The following is a 16,613-nucleotide window of genomic DNA, read 5'->3' on the forward strand; positions in this document are numbered from 1 at the left end:
ACGCAAAGCCCAGGAAGTGAGAAGAGCTGACACATCGTCAGCTGGAGGGATTCCCGGCCCTTCCCGCCCGCCGACGCGGCGGATTCCCGGCCGCCCCGCCCGCCGGGGCACCGCACCCGTGACATTTGTCCTGCCCCCCTGCGGACATTCCCCTCTGCCCGCCGCCCCTCCCCCCTCCGTAGCGTCGTGGCCATGGAGAAAACCCCGTCCACGCCCCGGCCCGGCACCCCGCCCGACACCTCGTCCGACACCTCGTCCGGCGCCCGGCCCGACACCTCGCCCGCCGTCCGCTTCACCGCCGTCCACAAGAGCTTCGGACCGGTCAGGGCCGTGGCCGGGATCGACCTGGAGATCGCGCGCGGCGGCACGATGGCACTGCTCGGCCGTAACGGAGCCGGGAAGTCGACCACCATCAGCCTGCTGCTCGGCCTGGACCGGCCGGACGCGGGCGAGGTGCGGCTGTTCGGCGGCCCGCCGCAGGAGGCGGTCAGGGCCGGGCGGGTCGGCGCGATGCTCCAGGACGGGCGGCCGATCCCGCGCGCCACCGTCAAGGAGCTGGTGACGTTCGTGGCGGCCACGTATCCGCGGCCGATGCCCGTCGCCGAGGCGCTGTCGCTGGCCGGGATCACGGAGCTGGCGGCCCGCCGCGTGGACAAGCTGTCCGGCGGCCAGACGCAACGGCTCCGCTTCGCTCTGGCCGTCGCGGGCAACCCCGAGCTGATCGTGCTGGACGAGCCGACGGCCGCCCTCGACGTGGAGGCGCGGCGGGTGTTCTGGCGGTCGATGCGCGGTTACGCGGCGCGCGGCAACACCGTGCTGTTCTCCACGCACTACCTGGAGGAGGCCGACGAGCACGCCGACCGCATCCTGGTGATCGACCAGGGCCGTACCGTCGCCGACGGCACCGGCGAGCAGATCAAGCAGGCCGTCGGCGGCACGCTCGTCTCGTTCGACCTCGCCGGGTCCGGCTCCGCGGGCCTGCGCACGCTGCCCGGTGTGACCGCCGTCGAGATCCGCGGCGACCGGGCCCTGCTGCGTACCTCCGACTCCGACGCCACCGTCGTCGCCCTCGCGGCGAGCGACCGCGTCCGCCGTCTGGAGGTCGTCCCGGCCAGCCTGGAGGACGCCTTCCTGACCCTGACCGCACCTCACCCGGCGACCGGGACCCCGGCCGCCGAATCCCCGGCGCCGCACTCCACCCCCGCCCACCCCCTCCAGAAGGAAGCCGTCCGATGACCGAGTACGTGAAGCTCGAAGTCCGGCGCGCCCTGCGCGACCCCGGCTTCATCGTCATGGGCTTCGCCATGCCCGTGCTGATGTACCTGCTCTTCACCAACCTCGGGGTCGGCGGCGACGGCCAGGACAAGATCGACTACGCGCGGTACTACATGGTCGGCATGGCGGCGTACGGCGCGCTCGGCGCGTCGATGGGCATCGGGACCGGCGTCGCCGAGGACAAGGGTCTGGGCTGGCTGCGGCAGCTCCGCGTCACGCCGCTCAGCCCGTTCCGTGTGGTGGTCGGCCGGGCGCTGACCGCCGGGGTGACCGTCCTGCCCGCGATCTGCGCCGTCCTGCTGGCCGGGGCGCTGGTGAACGGCGTGCACCTGGCCGCGTGGCAGTGGGTCGCCACCGCCCTGCTGCTGTGGGTGGGCACGATCCCCTTCACCCTGCTCGGCCTCGGCAACGGCTACGGGCTGACCGCGCAGACCACCGGCGTCACGAGCATGGCCTGCATGATGGGCCTGTCGATCGTCGGCGGCCTGTGGATTCCGGTCGACGCCTTCCCGCGCTGGCTCGCCCGGATCTCCCAGTGGACGCCCGCCCAGCGCTTCGGCCAGCTCGGCTGGAGCGTGCTTGACCGGCACGCGCCCGGCGCGGGTACGGTGGCCGTGCTCGGCGGATGGCTGGTCGTCTTCGCCGGTTACGCCGTCCTCTCCTACCGGCGGGGTGCGCGGACCGCATGACGACGACGCGGCAGGCGACCTCCCGCCGGGACACGTACAGCGCGTACCGAACGGGGACGGTGACCGCCATGACGGCGAACAACGGCATGGCCGACGGCGTGACCGACCGCCCGGCCGGCGGGGCGGACCACCCGGTCGAGAGCACGGACAAGCCGTGCGGCAGGGCCTGGTGGCGGCGCGGCACACCGCACGACTTCGCCCGCGAGATCGAGCACATCAAGTCTCCCGACGGCAACGCGCTCTACCCCTGGCTGCTGATGGTCATCGGCCCCGGCACCGACATCGCCCAGGGCCAGGTCCCCGCCCCCTGGCTCGCGGGCTGCGGCCTCGCGCTGTTCTGCCTCCTGTACGTGTTCACGGTCCGTTCGGCTTTCCACGAGCGGTGGCGCGGGGGGCCGGTCCCGTACCGTCTGCTGGGTGCGCTGGCCGTCTGTACGGCCACGCTGGCCATCGCCTACGGCGGGAATTTCCTGCTGCTGTACACGCTGGTCTCGCTGAGCGTCGGGGCCGTGGCCTCCACCCGCCGCGGCCTCGGCCTGATGCTGACGCCGCTGAGCGCGACCGCCGGAGTCACCGCGAGCACGCACGGCCAGGGCTTCTGGGGCACGGCGGGCCTGGCGTACGGCACCTTCCTGTCCGGCCTGGTCGTCTCGGTGATCATCACGCTCTCCTACGCCGTCGCCCAGCTCAGGGAGACCCGGCAGGAGCTGGCGCGCAGCGCGGTCGCCCAGGAGCGGATGCGGTTCTCACGCGACCTGCACGACCTGCTCGGGCACACCCTGTCGGTGGTCGTGGTGAAGTCCGAGGCCGCGCGCCGGATCGCGCCGCGCGACATCGACGCGGCGCTCGCCCAGGTCGCCGACATCGAGGCGGTCGGCCGCCAGGCGCTCACCGAGATCCGCGAGGCCGTCACCGGCTACCGCGAGGGCAGCCTGTCCACCGAACTCGACCGGGCCCGGTCCGTCCTGACCGCCTCCGACATCGAGGTCGTGGTCCAGGAGTCGGGCCCGCCCCTGCCCCCGCAGACCGAGGCGCTGCTCGGCTGGGTCGTCCGCGAGGGCGTCACCAACGTCGTCCGGCACAGCGGCGCGACGCTGACCCGTATCGAACTCGCCACCGGGCGCGGCCGGGCCCATCTGACCATCAGCGACAACGGCCGCGGGTCCTGTCCGCCGCCGTCCGGTCAGGACGGCGACACCAGGACCCGCACCGGTACCGGCCTGCGCGGCCTGACCGAACGCCTCGCCGCCGCCGGCGGCTCCCTCACCTCGGGCCCGGCCGCCGACGGCGGCTTCCGCCTGACGGCCGCCCTCCCGGTGGAGGAGGACGCGACCCCGGCCGGTCACGCCGTGTCGGCGCGCTGACCGGCCGGGGCCGCCGTCCGACCGGGGTCAGCCGTCGATGACCGACGTGATCTGGTCGGAGTCGGTCATCGCGCCCGACCAGACGCGGATGTCCTCGATCTGGCCCGCCAGGTAGTGCCCCCAGGTCGCGCCGACGTAGGCGCGGCCGCCGGTGAAGTCGCCCGCTCCCTGGACGGCGGTGAAGGGCTGGGTGTCCTGGAGGTTGTCGCCGAGGTAGAGGCTGACCGTGCCGGACTGGGCGTCGAGGACGCCGGTGACCTGGACGGTGCCGTCGGCGCTGCCGCCGCTGGGGTCGTCGTTGGGCGAGACGGCGCCGGTGAAGGTGCCGTCGGTGGCGACCCGGCCGAAGAGCCACTGGCCCTGGGGGACGGTGATGACGTTGCCGTCGTCGTCCAGTGTGGTGGTGGTGCCGGTGTACTTGAACCACACGCCCCACGAGGAGCCGTCGGCCGAGCGCTGCCCCGCGATCTGTTCGGTGTAGCCGACGGGGTGGGTGACCAGGGCCGCCGCGTCGAGCTGGGTGCGGGTGGTGACCGTGAAGGAGCCGGTGTCGTCCACGACGGAGCCGGGCGTGGAGACCGAACCGGTGGCGCCGTCGAGGGCGATGGTGTCGCCGTCGAGGGTGGCGCCGCCCGAGGTGGTCAGGGTGCGGCCGTAACCGGAGGCGGTGTCGGCGAGGGTGGTGCCGGAGGCGCCCGACGGGTCCCAGGCCGCGGTCAGTTCGACCTGGGCCTTGCCGTCGGTGCCGAGCAGCCGCGCCTCGTCGGAGGCTTCCTGCGAGGTCAGCGTCCGCTGCCAGACCTTCACCTCATCGATGCTGCCGGGGAAGTTGTACTGGTACGTCCCCCACTTGTACCGCCCGATCTGGAAGGCGCCGGTCGCCGACCACGAGCCGGTGGTGGTCGCGGTGCCCTGGAGCACGCCGTTCACGTACAGCGCGCTCTGCGAGGTCGCCGGGTCGTAGCTGCCCAGCAGGTGGGTCCACACCCCGGTCCTGGGCGGGGACTTGGCCGCCACTCCGTAGTACGCGGTGCCGGTGTTGGCGTCCTGCTGCTTGACCCCGAAGAACCAGGTGCCCAGGCCGTGGTCGTAGGCGAGGATGAACGGGCTGTACGTCACCCCGTCCTGGGAGAGCACGATGCCGTTGGGTGTGGTGGTGTCCAGCTTCACCCACGCCGAGACGGTGTACGCCGAGCGGGTCTCCAGTACGGGCCCCGCCGTCGAGGCGTACCCCGACGTCCCGTCCAGGTGCAGGCCCTTGTCCGGGGTGCTGCCGCCGTTGCCGTCCGGCAGGTCGCCGCGGCGGCCGTTGGCGTCGCGGACCGCGCCGGTGCCGGCCAGCGTCGCGTTGTGCTGCTGCGCCGCCACGGTGGTCGAGGTGTCGACGGCCTGGCCGCCGCTCTCGTCGAAGCTCCACTGCCCGACCGGGCCCGCACCGGCCGCGACCAGGAAGTCCTTCACCGTCTCCGCTCCCCACCGCCCGACGACGTCCTTGGCGCGGACGTCCAGGTGGTACGTGCCGGAGGCGGGCGGGGTGATCGTCGCGCTGGTGACCCCGGCCGCGAGCGCGATCCACGCGTCGGACGAGGACAGCTTGTACTCGTAGGCGGTGTTGGTGTCACCGGACGCGGGCCCGAAGACGACCTTGCCCTCCACGCCGGGACCGCCCGCCGGAACACAGGTGTTGGGCAGGCACTCGCTGTAGGTTCGCGCGAAGGTGACCGTCGGCGCCTTGGGGGCGGTGGAGTCGACCTTGAAGTAACACCAGCCGGTGGTCGAGCCGTTGGACGGTCCCGCCAGATAGCTGCTCTGGTTGTCGTAGTACGAACGGGTCCATGTGCGGTACCGGTACAGCGTGCCGTCGGTCAGGGTCGGTGCGGTGGCGACGCCGGGTGAGACGTTGTCGCCGACGAATCCGGTCGCGGGCCGCACGATGTCGCTGAACGCGCTCGACCATGTGGCGCTGGACGCCGTGTACTTGTCCATGCTGAAGACCGAACGCAGCCGCGCGCCCGACTCGCCGCCCGCCGCCGTCTGCGGCACCGACGACAGCGCGGGCGTCGGGTCGGAGATCACCGACGGGTCGGCGCTCTTGGTCGAGCACACCACGCCGCTGCCCGTGACCAGACCGATCTTCGTCGGGAGCGCGGGGTTGGCCACGTAGTTGACGGACAGCGCCGCGTTGTTCTTGAACCGCTTCCACGCGGAGGTGTCGGACTCGTCGTGCGCGCGCAGTTCGAGGGTGAGCTTGGCGAATTTGCCCGCGGCGAAGTCCGCGACCGTGGGCGTCAGATTCTCATTCGTCTCGTCCGGGTTGTCGGCGAATTCGATCGGCGCGTCAGGGGAGTTGGGGTCGCAGGTCGAGCCGCGGCCGGCCGAGAAGGAGCGGTCGACCATCAGGTCGAGCTCCTTGGGGCGTGACGACCAGGTCGTGGACGACGAGAAGTTGTTCGTGCGCTCCAGGTCCGTCCAGCGCGCGTCGCACTGGAACGCCCAGGGCGAGGTGACGCGGAAGGTCGCCTTCAGGACCTTCTTGCCCTTGAGGGCGCCGGGGGTGAACTGGAAGTAGAGCCGCTGCGTGTAGCCGGGACCGCAGTAGTAGCCGTTCCAGGAGCCGCAGTGGCCGTCGCCCTCGCCGTTGGTGCCGTTGCCCCAGCCGTAGCTGCTGTAGCCGTCGCTGCGCAGGAGCGTGCGCTGCGGGGCGCCCGAGGCGAGCGACACGTCGGGGTCGATGTACAGCGGGTACGCGGCGGTGTCCTTGGCCGCGAGGAGGTGGGGGTCGGGGACGACGGCGACGGAGGTGCCGGTGACGTCCAGCGGGGTGGTGGCGGTGGTGGCGCCGGGGGCCGGGCCGTCTTCGGGGGCGAGGGCCTCGGCGGCCTCGGCGCTGGGCGCGGTCTTTGTGGTGGGCACGGTCTTGGCGGAGGGCGCGGCCTTTGTGGTGGGCGCCGTCTCCGCCGTGGGCGCGGCCGGGTTGTCGACCGGGTCGGACGCCGTACCGAGCGAGTCCCACATCTGGGCGGCCGAGGACGTGAACAGCTCCTGCCCGTCGGGGCCGACCGCGCTCAGGCCGCCGCTCGCGGTGTCGCTGACGTCCAGCCCGGAGGCGCGCATCCCGAACTCGATCCGCTTCAGCGCCGGATTGGCCGCCGCGGTCGGCGTCTTGACCACCAGCACCTCGCGGTAGCCCTGCGTGGTCGCCGTCATGCGCAGGTCCACGCCCGGCAGCACGTCGGCGTACACGGCGCTCTCGCCGTCCAGCGTCGGGGCGGGCAGCGTGCCGGGCCAACTGAAGGCCAGCGTGCGGCCGTTGCGCCCGATCGTCACCAACGGGGCGGTGCCGCCGCCGGAGAAGGCCAGATCCACCACGGCCGCCTTCGGAGCCAGGCTCCCGTCGGCCTTCCTGGCCAGGGTCGCGTCCGGCTCGGCCCAGGAGCCGTCCGCCCGCGCGACCCGTACCGGGGCCGTGAACTGGTCGAGCCGCATGGTGATTCCGTCGGGATTCGCGTACGTCGTCGTGTTCTCCGTACGCGCCCCCACCACCTCCACCGGCTGCCCGGACGCCTGCGCCTGGTCCAGGTCCCGCTGCGCCTCGGTCTGCGGCACGGGCGCGGGGTCCGCCGTCGCGTCCAGGGGCGTCAGCCCCGCCCACGCCACCGTGGCCGCCGCCCCCACCGCGACCCCCCGCCACGCCAGCTTCCGCGCTCTGCGCCGCATACGAATATTCACAGTCCGCCCCCACCCCGTTCCACCCGAACTCCCCTATGAGCGAAGTGGATTCTGTGTCCATCTAACGAAGCGCGTCAATCCTTTCAGGAAAAAATTAAGTGGAATCCCGCCTTCTGCACCTGCCGCCACCTGCCCCGATACGTACCTCGGGGTTCACGAACCCCGAGGTACGTACAGCCTTTTCCCGCCACCCTTTCCGCGGGCCGGATTCCGGGACGAATTCCCCCCGCAGCCCCTTTATCCGCTTTTCCCCCGGTCAGTCCGCCGCCACAACCCCCGCCCAGTCCAGCCCACCCCGCGCCCCGACCCCGGACGCGTAGCCGCCGCCGGTGAAGAACGGGGTCGATCTCTAGGACCTGTCGTCGGGGGCGGGAGGGGGCGGAGGGGTGGAGGGGGTCGCCTCGGGTGTCGGGGTGGGGGGCTCGGAGGAGGCGGCGGGCTCCGCAGGGGTGGGGGGCTCGGAGGAGGCGGCGGGCTCCGCAGGGGTGGGGGGCTCGGAGGGGGTGGATGCGGGTGGGGTGGTTTCGGCGGGGGTGGCCTTGCGGAGACGGGAGCGGGTGGGGGCGGGGGCCGGGTCGTCGGAGAGCTCCTGGATGTCGTCCATGCCCTCGTCGTGGCCGGTGAGGGGGGCGGTGGGGCGGTCGGCGCCCACGCCCGGGGCGCCGGACGCCTGGCCCTCCGGCGGGAGGAGCCCGTAGTGGGCGTACAACTCCTGCTCCTGGTCGAGTCCGAGGTGCTGCTCGGCGTCCTCGCGCGGCGCGGCCTTGATCGTGTCGAGGTCGTACGCCACCCGCAGCACACCGCCGCCCGTGTCGCGCCCGATCTCGTGCTCGGCGCCGGCCAAGGGGACGAACGTCTCCTCGAAGCCGTGCATCCCGGTCCTCACCGTCACCCACTGCGGCCGACGGTCCCAGTCGTCCACGTACACATGGCTGACCCGGCCGATGAATTGCCCGTGCCGGTCGTGGATCGTCAGTTCCCTCAATGCCTCGGAACTCCCGAAGACGTCATCCGTCATACGAATTCACTCCTCTACGACGTGCCTGCGGCCCAACCGGAAAAGGTGCGGCACCGTCCTCCCGCGAACCGCGTGCCCGACGAGGCCACCTTCTCCCATCCCGACCGCTACCCCGTGGCGGGACACCTAGGGCTTTTCTTTCAGATCATCGGATCTGCGCGCGAGGTCGCCCCGCCAAGGCGGCTTCCGGCGAGGCGGCTTCTTCCGGCGAGACGGCCGATCCCGGTGCCTTCCCCTGGCACGACGTCCTCGCCGAGGTCACGTCGTGGGGAACTCGGGGGCGGCGGGGGGAATCGGCCTACTTGATCTCTCCGGCGAAGACGATGACCTGGTCGATGAGGCTCCGCCGCAGATGGACGACGTCGGTTCCCGTCAGGCGGGGGCCTCCGTCGGGAGTGGTGAAGACCCACTCGTACCGGGCCCACTCATCTGGCATGTCCACCGCCGAGCAGCGCTCCATCGTGCCGGCCCCCGCCGGATGGCGCCGGATGTCCAGCACGAAGCGCTCGACCGCCTCGATCCCCTCGCTGCGTCCCAACGGCCCCCAGAAGAGGACATCCGAGGTCAGGGCCTGGGAGAGCAGCCCGGTCACATAGGTGTCGTCCGACGCGTTGAACGCGGAGATGAACGTGTCGATCGCGGACTGCGCGGTCTCTTCATGCATGTACCAGTAGTACCAGCCCACTCGCGGCAATAGTCGCCGTGCGAGCCATGTCCCGGACACGGCGGGCGGACCGCGCGGGCGGGGGCTGTCTAGGGTGGCGGCTGCCTAGGGCGAGGGCTGTCTAGGGTGGGGGGATGACCGACGGGGAGACAGGGCAGGGCGGGGAGCGGGGCGGCGAGCACGGCGATCGGCGGGACGGGGCGCTGACGCGGGTGCTGCTCGCGGAGGACCAGGGGATGATGCGGGGCGCGCTCGCGTTGTTGCTGAATCTGGAGGACGACCTGGAGGTCGTCGCGCAGGTGGCCGCCGGGGACCGGATCGTGGCGGAGGCGCTGGAGGCGCGGCCGGACATCGCGCTGCTGGACATCGAACTGCCGGGGCGCAGCGGCCTCGACGCGGCGGCGGAGCTGCGCGAGCGGCTGCCGTCGTGCCAGGTGCTCATCCTCACCACGTTCGGCCGGCCGGGGTATCTGCGGCGCGCCATGGAAGCGGGCGCGGCCGGATTCCTGGTCAAGGACGGGCCCGTCGAGGAACTGGCCCACGCCATCCGCCGTGTCCTGCGCGGCGAGCGCGTCATCGACCCGGCGCTGGCCGCGGCCGCGCTCAGCGCGGGGCCCAGCCCGCTCACCCCGCGTGAGCGCGACGTGCTCAACGCCGCCGCGGACGGCTCCACCGTCGCCGACATCGCGGCCCGCGTCTTCCTCTCCGAGTCCACCGTGCGCAATTACCTCTCCGCGGCCATCGGCAAGACCGGCACCCGTAACCGCATCGAAGCCGTACGCCACGCGCGCCAGAACGGCTGGCTCTGACCCCTCACGCCAGCGAGGCGAGGAACGCTTCGGCCGCGTCGTCGACGCGGGCGCGGTCGCCGGTGGCGAGGAGGTCGAGGAGCAGGCCGCGAACGGTGGCGATGACGAGGGTGGCCGTACGCACTGCCGACTCGGGTGATACGTCGGGTCCTTGGGCGGCGCACAGGGCGTTCATCCAGTCGGTGACGACGTGGTCGAGGAAGTCGGAGAACTGCTCGGGCGCCTGGAGCGCCCGCCCGTAGACGGCGAAGAAGAGCCGGAACTCGGCGCCTTGGCGCGGGTCCGAGGCGCGTCGCCAGACGGCGCGTACGGACGTCGCCAGATCGGGCTGGTGTCCGGCCGTCTCGTTGGTGGCCTGGAAGATGCGCTCGCGCAGGCGCCCGAGGACGGCCTGGAGCATCTGCTCCTTGGTGCCGAAGCGGTGGACGAGGGTCGTGGGCGACACCCCGAGGGCGGCGGCGACCGGCCGCCACGACACCTCGGAGAAGCCGTGCTCGACCGTGTAGTCGACCACCGCGTCGAGCAGTTCCGCGCGCCGCTGGTGGTCGACGGGGCGCCCCGCCATCGCTGCCTCCGGTTGATCGTCGCGGTCGTTCGTAATCGTCACGGTCCGTCGTGATCGTCACGGTCCGTCGTGATCGTCGCGGTCCGTCGCGACCGTCGCGGTCCGTCCTGTTCGTCGCGGTCCGTCGCGACCGTCGCGGTCCGTCCTGTTCGTCGCGGTCCGCCGTCGTCCATCCTCCCTCGCGCACCGGCCGCCGTCACCGCTTGACTTTTCTTGCACGACCGTACAAAGAATAGAGGGTGACCGCAAGGCCGCCCGCTACGGATCCGCCGGACGGGCGCGCCCCTTTCTGGAGGTTCCCCATGCGCGTTTTCGTCACAGGAGCGTCGGGCTGGGTCGGCCGCGGGCTCGTTCCCGAGCTGATCACCGCGGGTCACTCGGTCGTCGGGCTCGCCCGCTCCGATGCCGCCGCCCGGACCCTGCGGGCCGCGGGCGCCGAGGTCCTGCCGGGCTCGCTCGACGACCTCGGCACGCTGCGGGAGGCCGCCGCGTCGTCCGACGGGGTCGTCCACCTGGCGTTCAAGCACGACATCGCCTTCGCGGGCGACTTCGCCGGTGCCACTGGCGCCGACCGCGCGGCGATCGAGACCTTCGGCGAGGCCCTGACCGGTACGGACAAGCCTTTCGTCATCGCCTCCGGCATCCTCGGCGTGCTCGGGCTGGCGCCCGGTGTCGTCGCCACCGAACGCGACGGTCTCGCGCGGGCCGCGAGCACGGAGGGCGACACCGATAGCGCCGACGGCACTGACGGCACCGGTGCCACTGACAGCACCGACGCCCCGATCAGCGGCTCCGGCGGCCGGATCGGCAACGCCCACTACGTCCAGGCCCTCGCCGGCCACGGCGTCCGCTCCTGCGTCGTACGCCTCCCGCCCGCCACGCACGGCACCGGCGACAACGGGTTCATGCCGGTCGCGATCGGCTTCGCGCGCGAGAAGGGGGCCGCGGCCTACGTCGGCGACGGCGCCAACCGCTGGCCGTCCGTCCACCGCGACGACGCCGCCCGGCTGTTCCGCCTCGCGCTCGAATCCGCGCCCGCCGGTTCCGTGCTGCACGCGGTCGCCGACGAGGGCGTACCGATCCGCGAGGTCGCCGAGATCTTCGCCGCGCATCTCGGCGTCCCCGCCGTCTCCGTCACGGCCGAGCAGGCCGGGGAGTACGTCGGCTGGCTCGGCCGCTTCTGGGCCGTCGACGGCCCCGCCTCCGCGCGGATCACGCGCGATCTGCTCGACTGGCGGCCGACCCGCCCCGGCCTGCTCGCGGACCTGAAGGACGGCCACTACTTCCGCTGAGCGCCGCGGGATTCCCGCGATGTCCGATTCGTTCAAGAAAACGGCGCCGGTCGGCCGTAGCGTCGCGGTCATGGACAACAGCAACGGCATGGACAGCACAGGCAGGGACGGCTCAAGCAGGAAGGGCGCAGGCAGGGAATCCCGGCACCTCGGCATCCGTATCGACCGTCCCGTCAAGGACGTCTACGACTACGCCTCGGACCCGGCGAATCTGCCGGAGTGGGCGCACGGGCTGGGCGGCTCGATCGAGGAGATCGACGGTCAATGGGTCGCGCGATCCGCCCCCTTGGGGCGGGTGACCGTCGCCTTCTCGCCCGCCAACGAGTGGGGCGTGCTCGACCACGACGTCACGTTGCCCTCCGGGCGGACCGTCTCCAACCCGGTCCGGGTGATCGCGGACGGCCCGGCCAGCGAGGTCGTCTTCACGCTTCGGCGACAGCCGGAGACGAGCGACGACGAATTCCGGCGCGACGCCGAGTCCGTCACCGCCGACCTGGCCCGGCTCAAGAGCCTGCTCGAAGCGGCCGGACGGCCGTAAGGCGCCCCCGCGGGTGTCAGTGCCGTGCGATAAACAACTCCTCACAGACTCCGGCGGTAGCGGGAACGAGCGATGAGGGGGCCACCATGGCGGTCGAGGGCGCGGCGGCGGATACGGAGGCCGGGCTGGCCGGGCGTACCGAGGTGGTCGGCGGGATCGAATCGCTGGTCCTCGACGGCCGCCGCCTCTGGTTCGGCTTCGACTTCACCTCCGACCAGGTGCTCTCCCCGCTGATCGACGACGCGGGAGCCATGGCGCGGTTCGCCGCGCGGCACATGCGGCAGCGCACCGGCGCCCACGACGAGGCGTACTGGGCGGAGCTGGTCGCGTCCGCCGTCGACAGCTCGGACCTGGTGTGGCGCGACGAACAGCGCGCCTTCACCACGAGCGCCTTGGAGGCCGGGGACGCGGGCCCGGCGGCCGGACACCTGCTGTACCTGCTCGACGCGGCCACCGAATGGGACGGCCACGCGCCCGCGGACCTCCCAGCAGCCGGCCTCCCGGCCGATGTCCCCGCCGACCTCCCCGCCGACGCGGAAGAGGCCGAACAGACACTGCGCGCCCACCACGCCGTGGGCAACTGGTCCCTGCTCTTCGCCCCCCTACATCCGCGGCCTCCCGCACAAGACGTCCGCCCGCGAGCGGTAGCCAGGGACAGGTTCTCCCTGGCTAAAAGGGCGGCGGGCTCGGAGGATGGGAGGGTGATCGACAGGACAGGGCTGGCCGACTTCCTCCGCCGGAGGCGGGAGGCGCTGCGGCCCGCGGACGTCGGCCTGGCCGAGGGGGTGCGGCGGCGGACGCCGGGGCTGCGGCGCGAGGAGGTGGCGCAGCTGGCGGGGGTGTCGACGGATCACTACACGCGGCTGGAGCAGGCGCGCGGCTCGGCGCCGTCCGAGTCCGTCGTGGCGGCGCTCGCGCGTGCGCTGCGCTGCGACCCGGACGAGCGGGACCACCTGTTCCACCTCGTCGGGCTGTCGGCGCCGCCGCGCCTGGCCGGGAACCGGATTCGTCCGGGGCTGATCAGCCTCGCGAGCCGTCTGGTGGACGTGCCGGTGTGCATCTACACCGACCTCGGCGAGGTGGTGTGGACGAACGCGCTCCAGGACGCGCTCACCGGCCGGGACATCACGGGCCCCGGCCGCGAGAACAACATCTTCTGGCAGTGGTTCACCGATCCGGCCTGGCGCGCGCGGGTGCCGGAGGAGGACTGGCCGCGGATGTCGGCGGCGCACGTCGGCGACCTCCGCTCGACGTACTCCCGCCGCGCCGGGCACCGGGGCCTCGCCGACCTGGTGCGGGATCTGCTCGACAGCAGCGCCGAATTCCGCGCGCTGTGGGAGCGGCACGAGGTCGCGGTGCGCCGCGCGGACCGCAAGAACGTGCTGCACCCGCGGGTCGGGCTGGTCCGGCTGCGCTGCGAGGTGCTGCTCACACCCGAGGACGACGTACGGATGCTGGCGTCGTTCCCGGTCGAGGGCACCGACGCCGCGGAGAAGCTCGCGCTGCTCCGCGACGACGCGACGGCGGCCCCGACCACAGGCCCGGCTACGGCCACAGGCCCGGCTACGGCACCGGCACCGGCTACGGCCACAGGCCCGGCTACGACACCTGCTACGACACCGGAACAATCTTCGGAGTCGGCTTCGGCAACAGCGCCGTGAGCGCGGTGCCCACGACCAGGAAGGCCGCGCTGATCAGGAAGGCCAGGGAGTAACCCGAGGTCAGCGCGCGGGCCGCCGACGCTCCCGCGTGCCCGCGGGAGGAGATACGGCTGGCGGCGGCGGTCGCGAGGATCGTGAGCCCGAGTGCCCCGCCGAGCTGGCGGGAGGTGTTGAGGAGGCCGGAGACGAGCCCCTGTTCGCTCATGCCGACACCGGAGGTGGCCGCCGCCGCGATGGGGGTCATCATCAGGCCCGCGCCGAACATGGTGAGGACGCCGGGCCCGAGGATCGAGGTGAGGAAGGCCCCGTCCACGGTGAGCCGGCTCTGCCAGGCCAGGCCCGCCGCCGAGATGAGCCCGCCCGCCGCGCCGACGATCCGGCTGTCCACGTAACTCATCAGCCGGGGCGCCAGCTTGGAGCCGACGATGATGCTGACGGTGTGCGGCAGGAAGGACAGACCGGCCCGCACCGGGCTGTAGTGCAGCACATTCTGCATGTACAGCGACAGGAAGTACCAGGTGGCGAAGGTCGCGGCCCCGGCCGCGAGCAGGACGGTGTTGGCCGCGGACACCGAACGGATACGGAACAGGCGCAGCGGCATCAGCGGCTGGGCGGTCCTGGCCTCGACGGCGACGAAGCCGCCGAGCAGGACGGCGCCCCCGACGATCGGCAGCAGCGCGGTGGCGGACGTCCAGCCGTGCGACTCGCTCTCGGCGATGCCGTACGCGAGGGCGGCGACACCGCCGGTGACCAGGACGGCGCCGGGTACGTCGAGACGGCGGCTCGTACCGCCGCGGCTCTCGGTGAGCCACAGCGCCGCGCCGACGATCACCAGCGCGCCGATCGGCACGTTGACCAGCAGCACCCAGCGCCACGACAGGTAGTCGGTCAGCAGGCCGCCGACCAGGCCGCCCGCCGCGCCGCCGCCCGCGCCGACCGCCGTCCAGGTGCCGATCGCCCTCGTCCGCTCGGGGCCCTCGGGGAAGGACGTGGTGAGAATGGCGAGTGTGGTGGGCGCCAGTACGGCGGCGCCGATGCCCTGGAGGGTGCGGGCGGCGATCAGCAGCCCCGAGGACTGCGCGAGGCCGCCCGCGAGGCTCGCGGCCGTGAACAGGCCGAGGCCGACGAGGAAGACGCGCTTGCGGCCGAAGAGGTCGGCGGCCCGGCCGCCGAGCATCAGCAGGCCGGCGAAGGTGATCGCGTACGCGTTCACCACCCACTGCTGACCGGCCTGGCTCAGCGCCAGGTCCGTACGCATCGACGGCAGCGCCACGTTCACGACGGACACGTCGAGCACCACGAGGAATTGGCCCGCGCACACCGCGACCAGCACCGCCCATGCGGGCGGCGCCGGGCGCCCGGTACGGCGGGGGGTTCGTTCGCGCTGTCCGAGGAGATCGCTCATGGGGACCATGCTGCCGTCCCGACTGTCACGAAAGCATCGGGATTTTGGCCTACGTCCACCCCCGCCGGGGCCTAGGACATCTTCCGGGGGGCACGTGCTTCGGGACCGGTCCCGGGACAGGTGGGTTTGGCTGTACGCATGAACCATCAGCCTTCCGCGGGCCCGGCCCGTTTCCGTCCGCTCGTCCGTGCCGTGCTGTTCGCGGCCGTGGCCGCCGTCCTCGTATCGTGCGGCGACGGCTCCGGCCGCTCCGACGGCGCGGGCCGGGCCGTACCGGCGTCCCGCACACCGACGACCGCCACGCCATCCCCGAGTCCCACGACCCCCAGCCCGTCGCCCGCCCCGACGCTGCCCGTGCCGTCGGACGGCACGGACACGGAGCTGTGCAGGGACGGGCGCTGCGAGGTCCGGGTGACCGAGGGCGACACGATTCCGGTGCCCGCGCGGTCCGGTGTCGGACGGCTCACGGTGACCTCGGTCGGGGGTCACACGGTCATGCTGACCGCGCCGCTGATCCAGTCGCAGTTCGACTCCGACGGCGGCTGCCAGATGAGCGTCACCGGCCCGTCGGACGAGGACTCCGGCTCCACCGACCTGACCTGCGAGGCGGGCACCAAGGGGAGGGTGAACAAGCTGAGTCTCCAGCTGCTCGGCGTCGTGGGCAGGGCCGCCGTGCTGCGCATCGGCCTCGCGGCCTCGGGCGCCGACGCATAAGGCCCCGGCCCGGCCCCATCCCGGCACCCCAGCCCCGGCCCGGCCCAGGTCCCGGCCCAGGTCCCGGCGGAAATAAGGTGAACCCCATGACGGATGTGGTGGCGGCGTTCGAGGCCGCGAAGGGGTTCATGCCACGGGACGAGGGCCTGGCCCTGTACGCGGCGGCGAAGGAGGCCGCGGCCGGACTCGGGCTGCCGCTGCTGGAGGTGGGCACGTACTGCGGGCGGTCGACGATCCTGCTGGCGGACGCGGCCCGGGGCGCGGGCACGGTGGCGGTGACCGTCGACCACCACCGGGGCAGCGAGGAGCAGCAGCGGAACTGGGGCAACGGCGAGTACCACGACCCGGAACTGGTGGTGGAGGAGGCGACGGGGCTGATGGACACGCTCCCGTCCTTCCGCAGGACGCTGTACGAGGCGGGCCTCGAAGAGCACGTGATCGCGGTGGTCGGGAGGTCACCGCAGGTCGCGAAGGTGTGGCGGCAGCCGCTCGGGCTGGTGTTCATCGACGGCGGGCACACCGACGAGCACGCGGGCGGCGACTACGAGGGGTGGGGGCCGCTGGTCGCCGAGGGCGGGCTGCTGGTGATCCACGACGTGTTCGCGGACCCGGCCGACGGCGGGCAGGCGCCGTACCGGGTGTACCGGCGCGCGCTGGACTCCGGCGCCTTCGCCGAGGTCTCGGCGACGGGGTCACTGCATGTGCTGCGCAGGCTGCCGGGCCCGTTCGAACCGTAGCCCGCGCGTCCTACGGCCGGGCAGCCGCAGAACCGCGGCCCGTTCACCACCGCGCCCGGCGCGAACCGCGGCCCCTTCCCGCCGCGCCCCGCACAACCCGCGCGGCTTACGGCCGAGCGGCCCACGCCACCCGTCGCCGTCACGACCACCTCG

General features: G+C 72.8%; 14 protein-coding genes. 9 read left to right on the top strand and 5 right to left on the bottom strand.

All coding sequences use genetic code 11. From position 1 onward, the window contains the following. The first annotated feature begins 192 nt into the window (after positions 1 to 192). Genes ACZ37P_RS07765 through ACZ37P_RS07775 form a run of 3 tightly spaced genes read left to right on the top strand, consistent with a single transcriptional unit; the run spans position 193 to position 3,328 of the window. Positions 193 to 1,236: an ABC transporter ATP-binding protein gene (locus ACZ37P_RS07765; protein ID WP_401715187.1), complete on the top strand. Its 1,044-nt coding sequence runs from the start codon at positions 193 to 195 to the stop codon at positions 1,234 to 1,236. Continuing rightward, positions 1,233 to 1,964 (top strand): ABC transporter permease, encoded by a 732-nt coding sequence (locus tag ACZ37P_RS07770; RefSeq protein WP_355345344.1) that lies wholly within the window; start codon positions 1,233 to 1,235, stop codon positions 1,962 to 1,964. Before ACZ37P_RS07765 ends, ACZ37P_RS07770 begins: the two co-directional genes overlap by 4 nt. Beyond that, complete coding sequence (locus tag ACZ37P_RS07775) at positions 1,961 to 3,328, top strand: sensor histidine kinase (protein WP_467345494.1); 1,368 nt, start codon at positions 1,961 to 1,963, stop codon at positions 3,326 to 3,328. Before ACZ37P_RS07770 ends, ACZ37P_RS07775 begins: the two co-directional genes overlap by 4 nt. Before the next feature lie 27 nt (positions 3,329 to 3,355). Here the strand turns inward: ACZ37P_RS07775 and ACZ37P_RS07780 are convergent, their stop codons facing one another. The 3 genes from ACZ37P_RS07780 to ACZ37P_RS07790 all read right to left on the bottom strand — a co-directional run bounded on the left by ACZ37P_RS07780 (position 3,356) and on the right by ACZ37P_RS07790 (position 8,739). After that, on the bottom strand, positions 3,356 to 7,045 hold the full coding sequence (locus ACZ37P_RS07780) for a LamG-like jellyroll fold domain-containing protein (protein WP_467345495.1): 3,690 nt from the start codon (positions 7,043 to 7,045) through the stop codon (positions 3,356 to 3,358). Between the two features lie 361 nt (positions 7,046 to 7,406). After that, positions 7,407 to 8,075, bottom strand: a complete 669-nt coding sequence (locus ACZ37P_RS07785) for a PRC-barrel domain-containing protein (RefSeq protein ID WP_467345497.1) — start codon at positions 8,073 to 8,075, stop codon at positions 7,407 to 7,409. A 298-nt stretch (positions 8,076 to 8,373) separates the two neighbouring features. Then, complete coding sequence (locus tag ACZ37P_RS07790) at positions 8,374 to 8,739, bottom strand: nuclear transport factor 2 family protein (protein WP_355345356.1); 366 nt, start codon at positions 8,737 to 8,739, stop codon at positions 8,374 to 8,376. Positions 8,740 to 8,942: 203 nt separating this feature from the next. On the opposite strand from ACZ37P_RS07790, the gene ACZ37P_RS07795 reads away from it, so the two are divergent. Further along, positions 8,943 to 9,548: a response regulator gene (locus ACZ37P_RS07795; protein WP_391047638.1), complete on the top strand. Its 606-nt coding sequence runs from the start codon at positions 8,943 to 8,945 to the stop codon at positions 9,546 to 9,548. A 4-nt stretch (positions 9,549 to 9,552) separates the two neighbouring features. Here the strand turns inward: ACZ37P_RS07795 and ACZ37P_RS07800 are convergent, their stop codons facing one another. Continuing rightward, positions 9,553 to 10,113, bottom strand: a complete 561-nt coding sequence (locus ACZ37P_RS07800; protein ID WP_401715201.1) for a TetR/AcrR family transcriptional regulator — start codon at positions 10,111 to 10,113, stop codon at positions 9,553 to 9,555. Positions 10,114 to 10,415: 302 nt separating this feature from the next. On the opposite strand from ACZ37P_RS07800, the gene ACZ37P_RS07805 reads away from it, so the two are divergent. The 3 genes from ACZ37P_RS07805 (at position 10,416) to ACZ37P_RS07815 (ending at position 13,604) form a co-directional block, all read left to right on the top strand. Next, positions 10,416 to 11,405, top strand: a complete 990-nt coding sequence (locus tag ACZ37P_RS07805) for an SDR family oxidoreductase (RefSeq protein WP_467345499.1) — start codon at positions 10,416 to 10,418, stop codon at positions 11,403 to 11,405. Between the two features lie 88 nt (positions 11,406 to 11,493). Further along, entirely contained in the window at positions 11,494 to 11,943 is a 450-nt protein-coding gene (locus ACZ37P_RS07810) for an SRPBCC family protein (RefSeq protein WP_467345850.1), read from the top strand. An 86-nt stretch (positions 11,944 to 12,029) separates the two neighbouring features. Continuing rightward, positions 12,030 to 13,604, top strand: a complete 1,575-nt coding sequence (locus ACZ37P_RS07815; protein ID WP_467345500.1) for a helix-turn-helix transcriptional regulator — start codon at positions 12,030 to 12,032, stop codon at positions 13,602 to 13,604. Here the strand turns inward: ACZ37P_RS07815 and ACZ37P_RS07820 are convergent. Beyond that, positions 13,555 to 15,009 (bottom strand): MFS transporter, encoded by a 1,455-nt coding sequence (locus ACZ37P_RS07820; RefSeq protein ID WP_401304208.1) that lies wholly within the window; start codon positions 15,007 to 15,009, stop codon positions 13,555 to 13,557. The genes ACZ37P_RS07815 and ACZ37P_RS07820 overlap by 50 nt on opposite strands. A 138-nt stretch (positions 15,010 to 15,147) precedes the next feature. Here ACZ37P_RS07820 and ACZ37P_RS07825 point away from each other — a divergent pair, with 138 nt between their 5' ends. Continuing rightward, a complete protein-coding gene (locus tag ACZ37P_RS07825; RefSeq protein ID WP_467345502.1) occupies positions 15,148 to 15,723 on the top strand; it encodes a hypothetical protein in 576 nt (191 codons plus the stop codon). Positions 15,724 to 15,809: 86 nt separating this feature from the next. Then, the gene (locus tag ACZ37P_RS07830) at positions 15,810 to 16,460 is read left to right on the top strand and encodes a class I SAM-dependent methyltransferase (protein WP_467345503.1); all 651 of its coding nucleotides are present in this window, start codon (positions 15,810 to 15,812) and stop codon (positions 16,458 to 16,460) included. Positions 16,461 to 16,613: the final 153 nt, after the last annotated feature.

Source organism: Streptomyces sp. NPDC024632 (assembly GCF_055559175.1).

What these genes read in the sequence shown, in the direction of transcription:
- ACZ37P_RS07820 (WP_401304208.1), bottom strand. Translation starts at nt 15,009, where the DNA reads ATGAGCGATCTCCTCGGACAGCGCGAACGAACCCCCCGCCGTACCGGG.
- ACZ37P_RS07775 (WP_467345494.1), top strand. Translation starts at nt 1,961, where the DNA reads ATGACGACGACGCGGCAGGCGACCTCCCGCCGGGACACGTACAGCGCG.
- ACZ37P_RS07785 (WP_467345497.1), bottom strand. Translation starts at nt 8,075, where the DNA reads ATGACGGATGACGTCTTCGGGAGTTCCGAGGCATTGAGGGAACTGACG.
- ACZ37P_RS07800 (WP_401715201.1), bottom strand. Translation starts at nt 10,113, where the DNA reads ATGGCGGGGCGCCCCGTCGACCACCAGCGGCGCGCGGAACTGCTCGAC.
- ACZ37P_RS07790 (WP_355345356.1), bottom strand. Translation starts at nt 8,739, where the DNA reads ATGCATGAAGAGACCGCGCAGTCCGCGATCGACACGTTCATCTCCGCG.
- ACZ37P_RS07780 (WP_467345495.1), bottom strand. Translation starts at nt 7,045, where the DNA reads ATGCGGCGCAGAGCGCGGAAGCTGGCGTGGCGGGGGGTCGCGGTGGGG.
- ACZ37P_RS07810 (WP_467345850.1), top strand. Translation starts at nt 11,494, where the DNA reads ATGGACAGCACAGGCAGGGACGGCTCAAGCAGGAAGGGCGCAGGCAGG.
- ACZ37P_RS07770 (WP_355345344.1), top strand. Translation starts at nt 1,233, where the DNA reads ATGACCGAGTACGTGAAGCTCGAAGTCCGGCGCGCCCTGCGCGACCCC.
- ACZ37P_RS07830 (WP_467345503.1), top strand. Translation starts at nt 15,810, where the DNA reads ATGACGGATGTGGTGGCGGCGTTCGAGGCCGCGAAGGGGTTCATGCCA.
- ACZ37P_RS07815 (WP_467345500.1), top strand. Translation starts at nt 12,030, where the DNA reads ATGGCGGTCGAGGGCGCGGCGGCGGATACGGAGGCCGGGCTGGCCGGG.
- ACZ37P_RS07805 (WP_467345499.1), top strand. Translation starts at nt 10,416, where the DNA reads ATGCGCGTTTTCGTCACAGGAGCGTCGGGCTGGGTCGGCCGCGGGCTC.
- ACZ37P_RS07765 (WP_401715187.1), top strand. Translation starts at nt 193, where the DNA reads ATGGAGAAAACCCCGTCCACGCCCCGGCCCGGCACCCCGCCCGACACC.
- ACZ37P_RS07825 (WP_467345502.1), top strand. Translation starts at nt 15,148, where the DNA reads ATGAACCATCAGCCTTCCGCGGGCCCGGCCCGTTTCCGTCCGCTCGTC.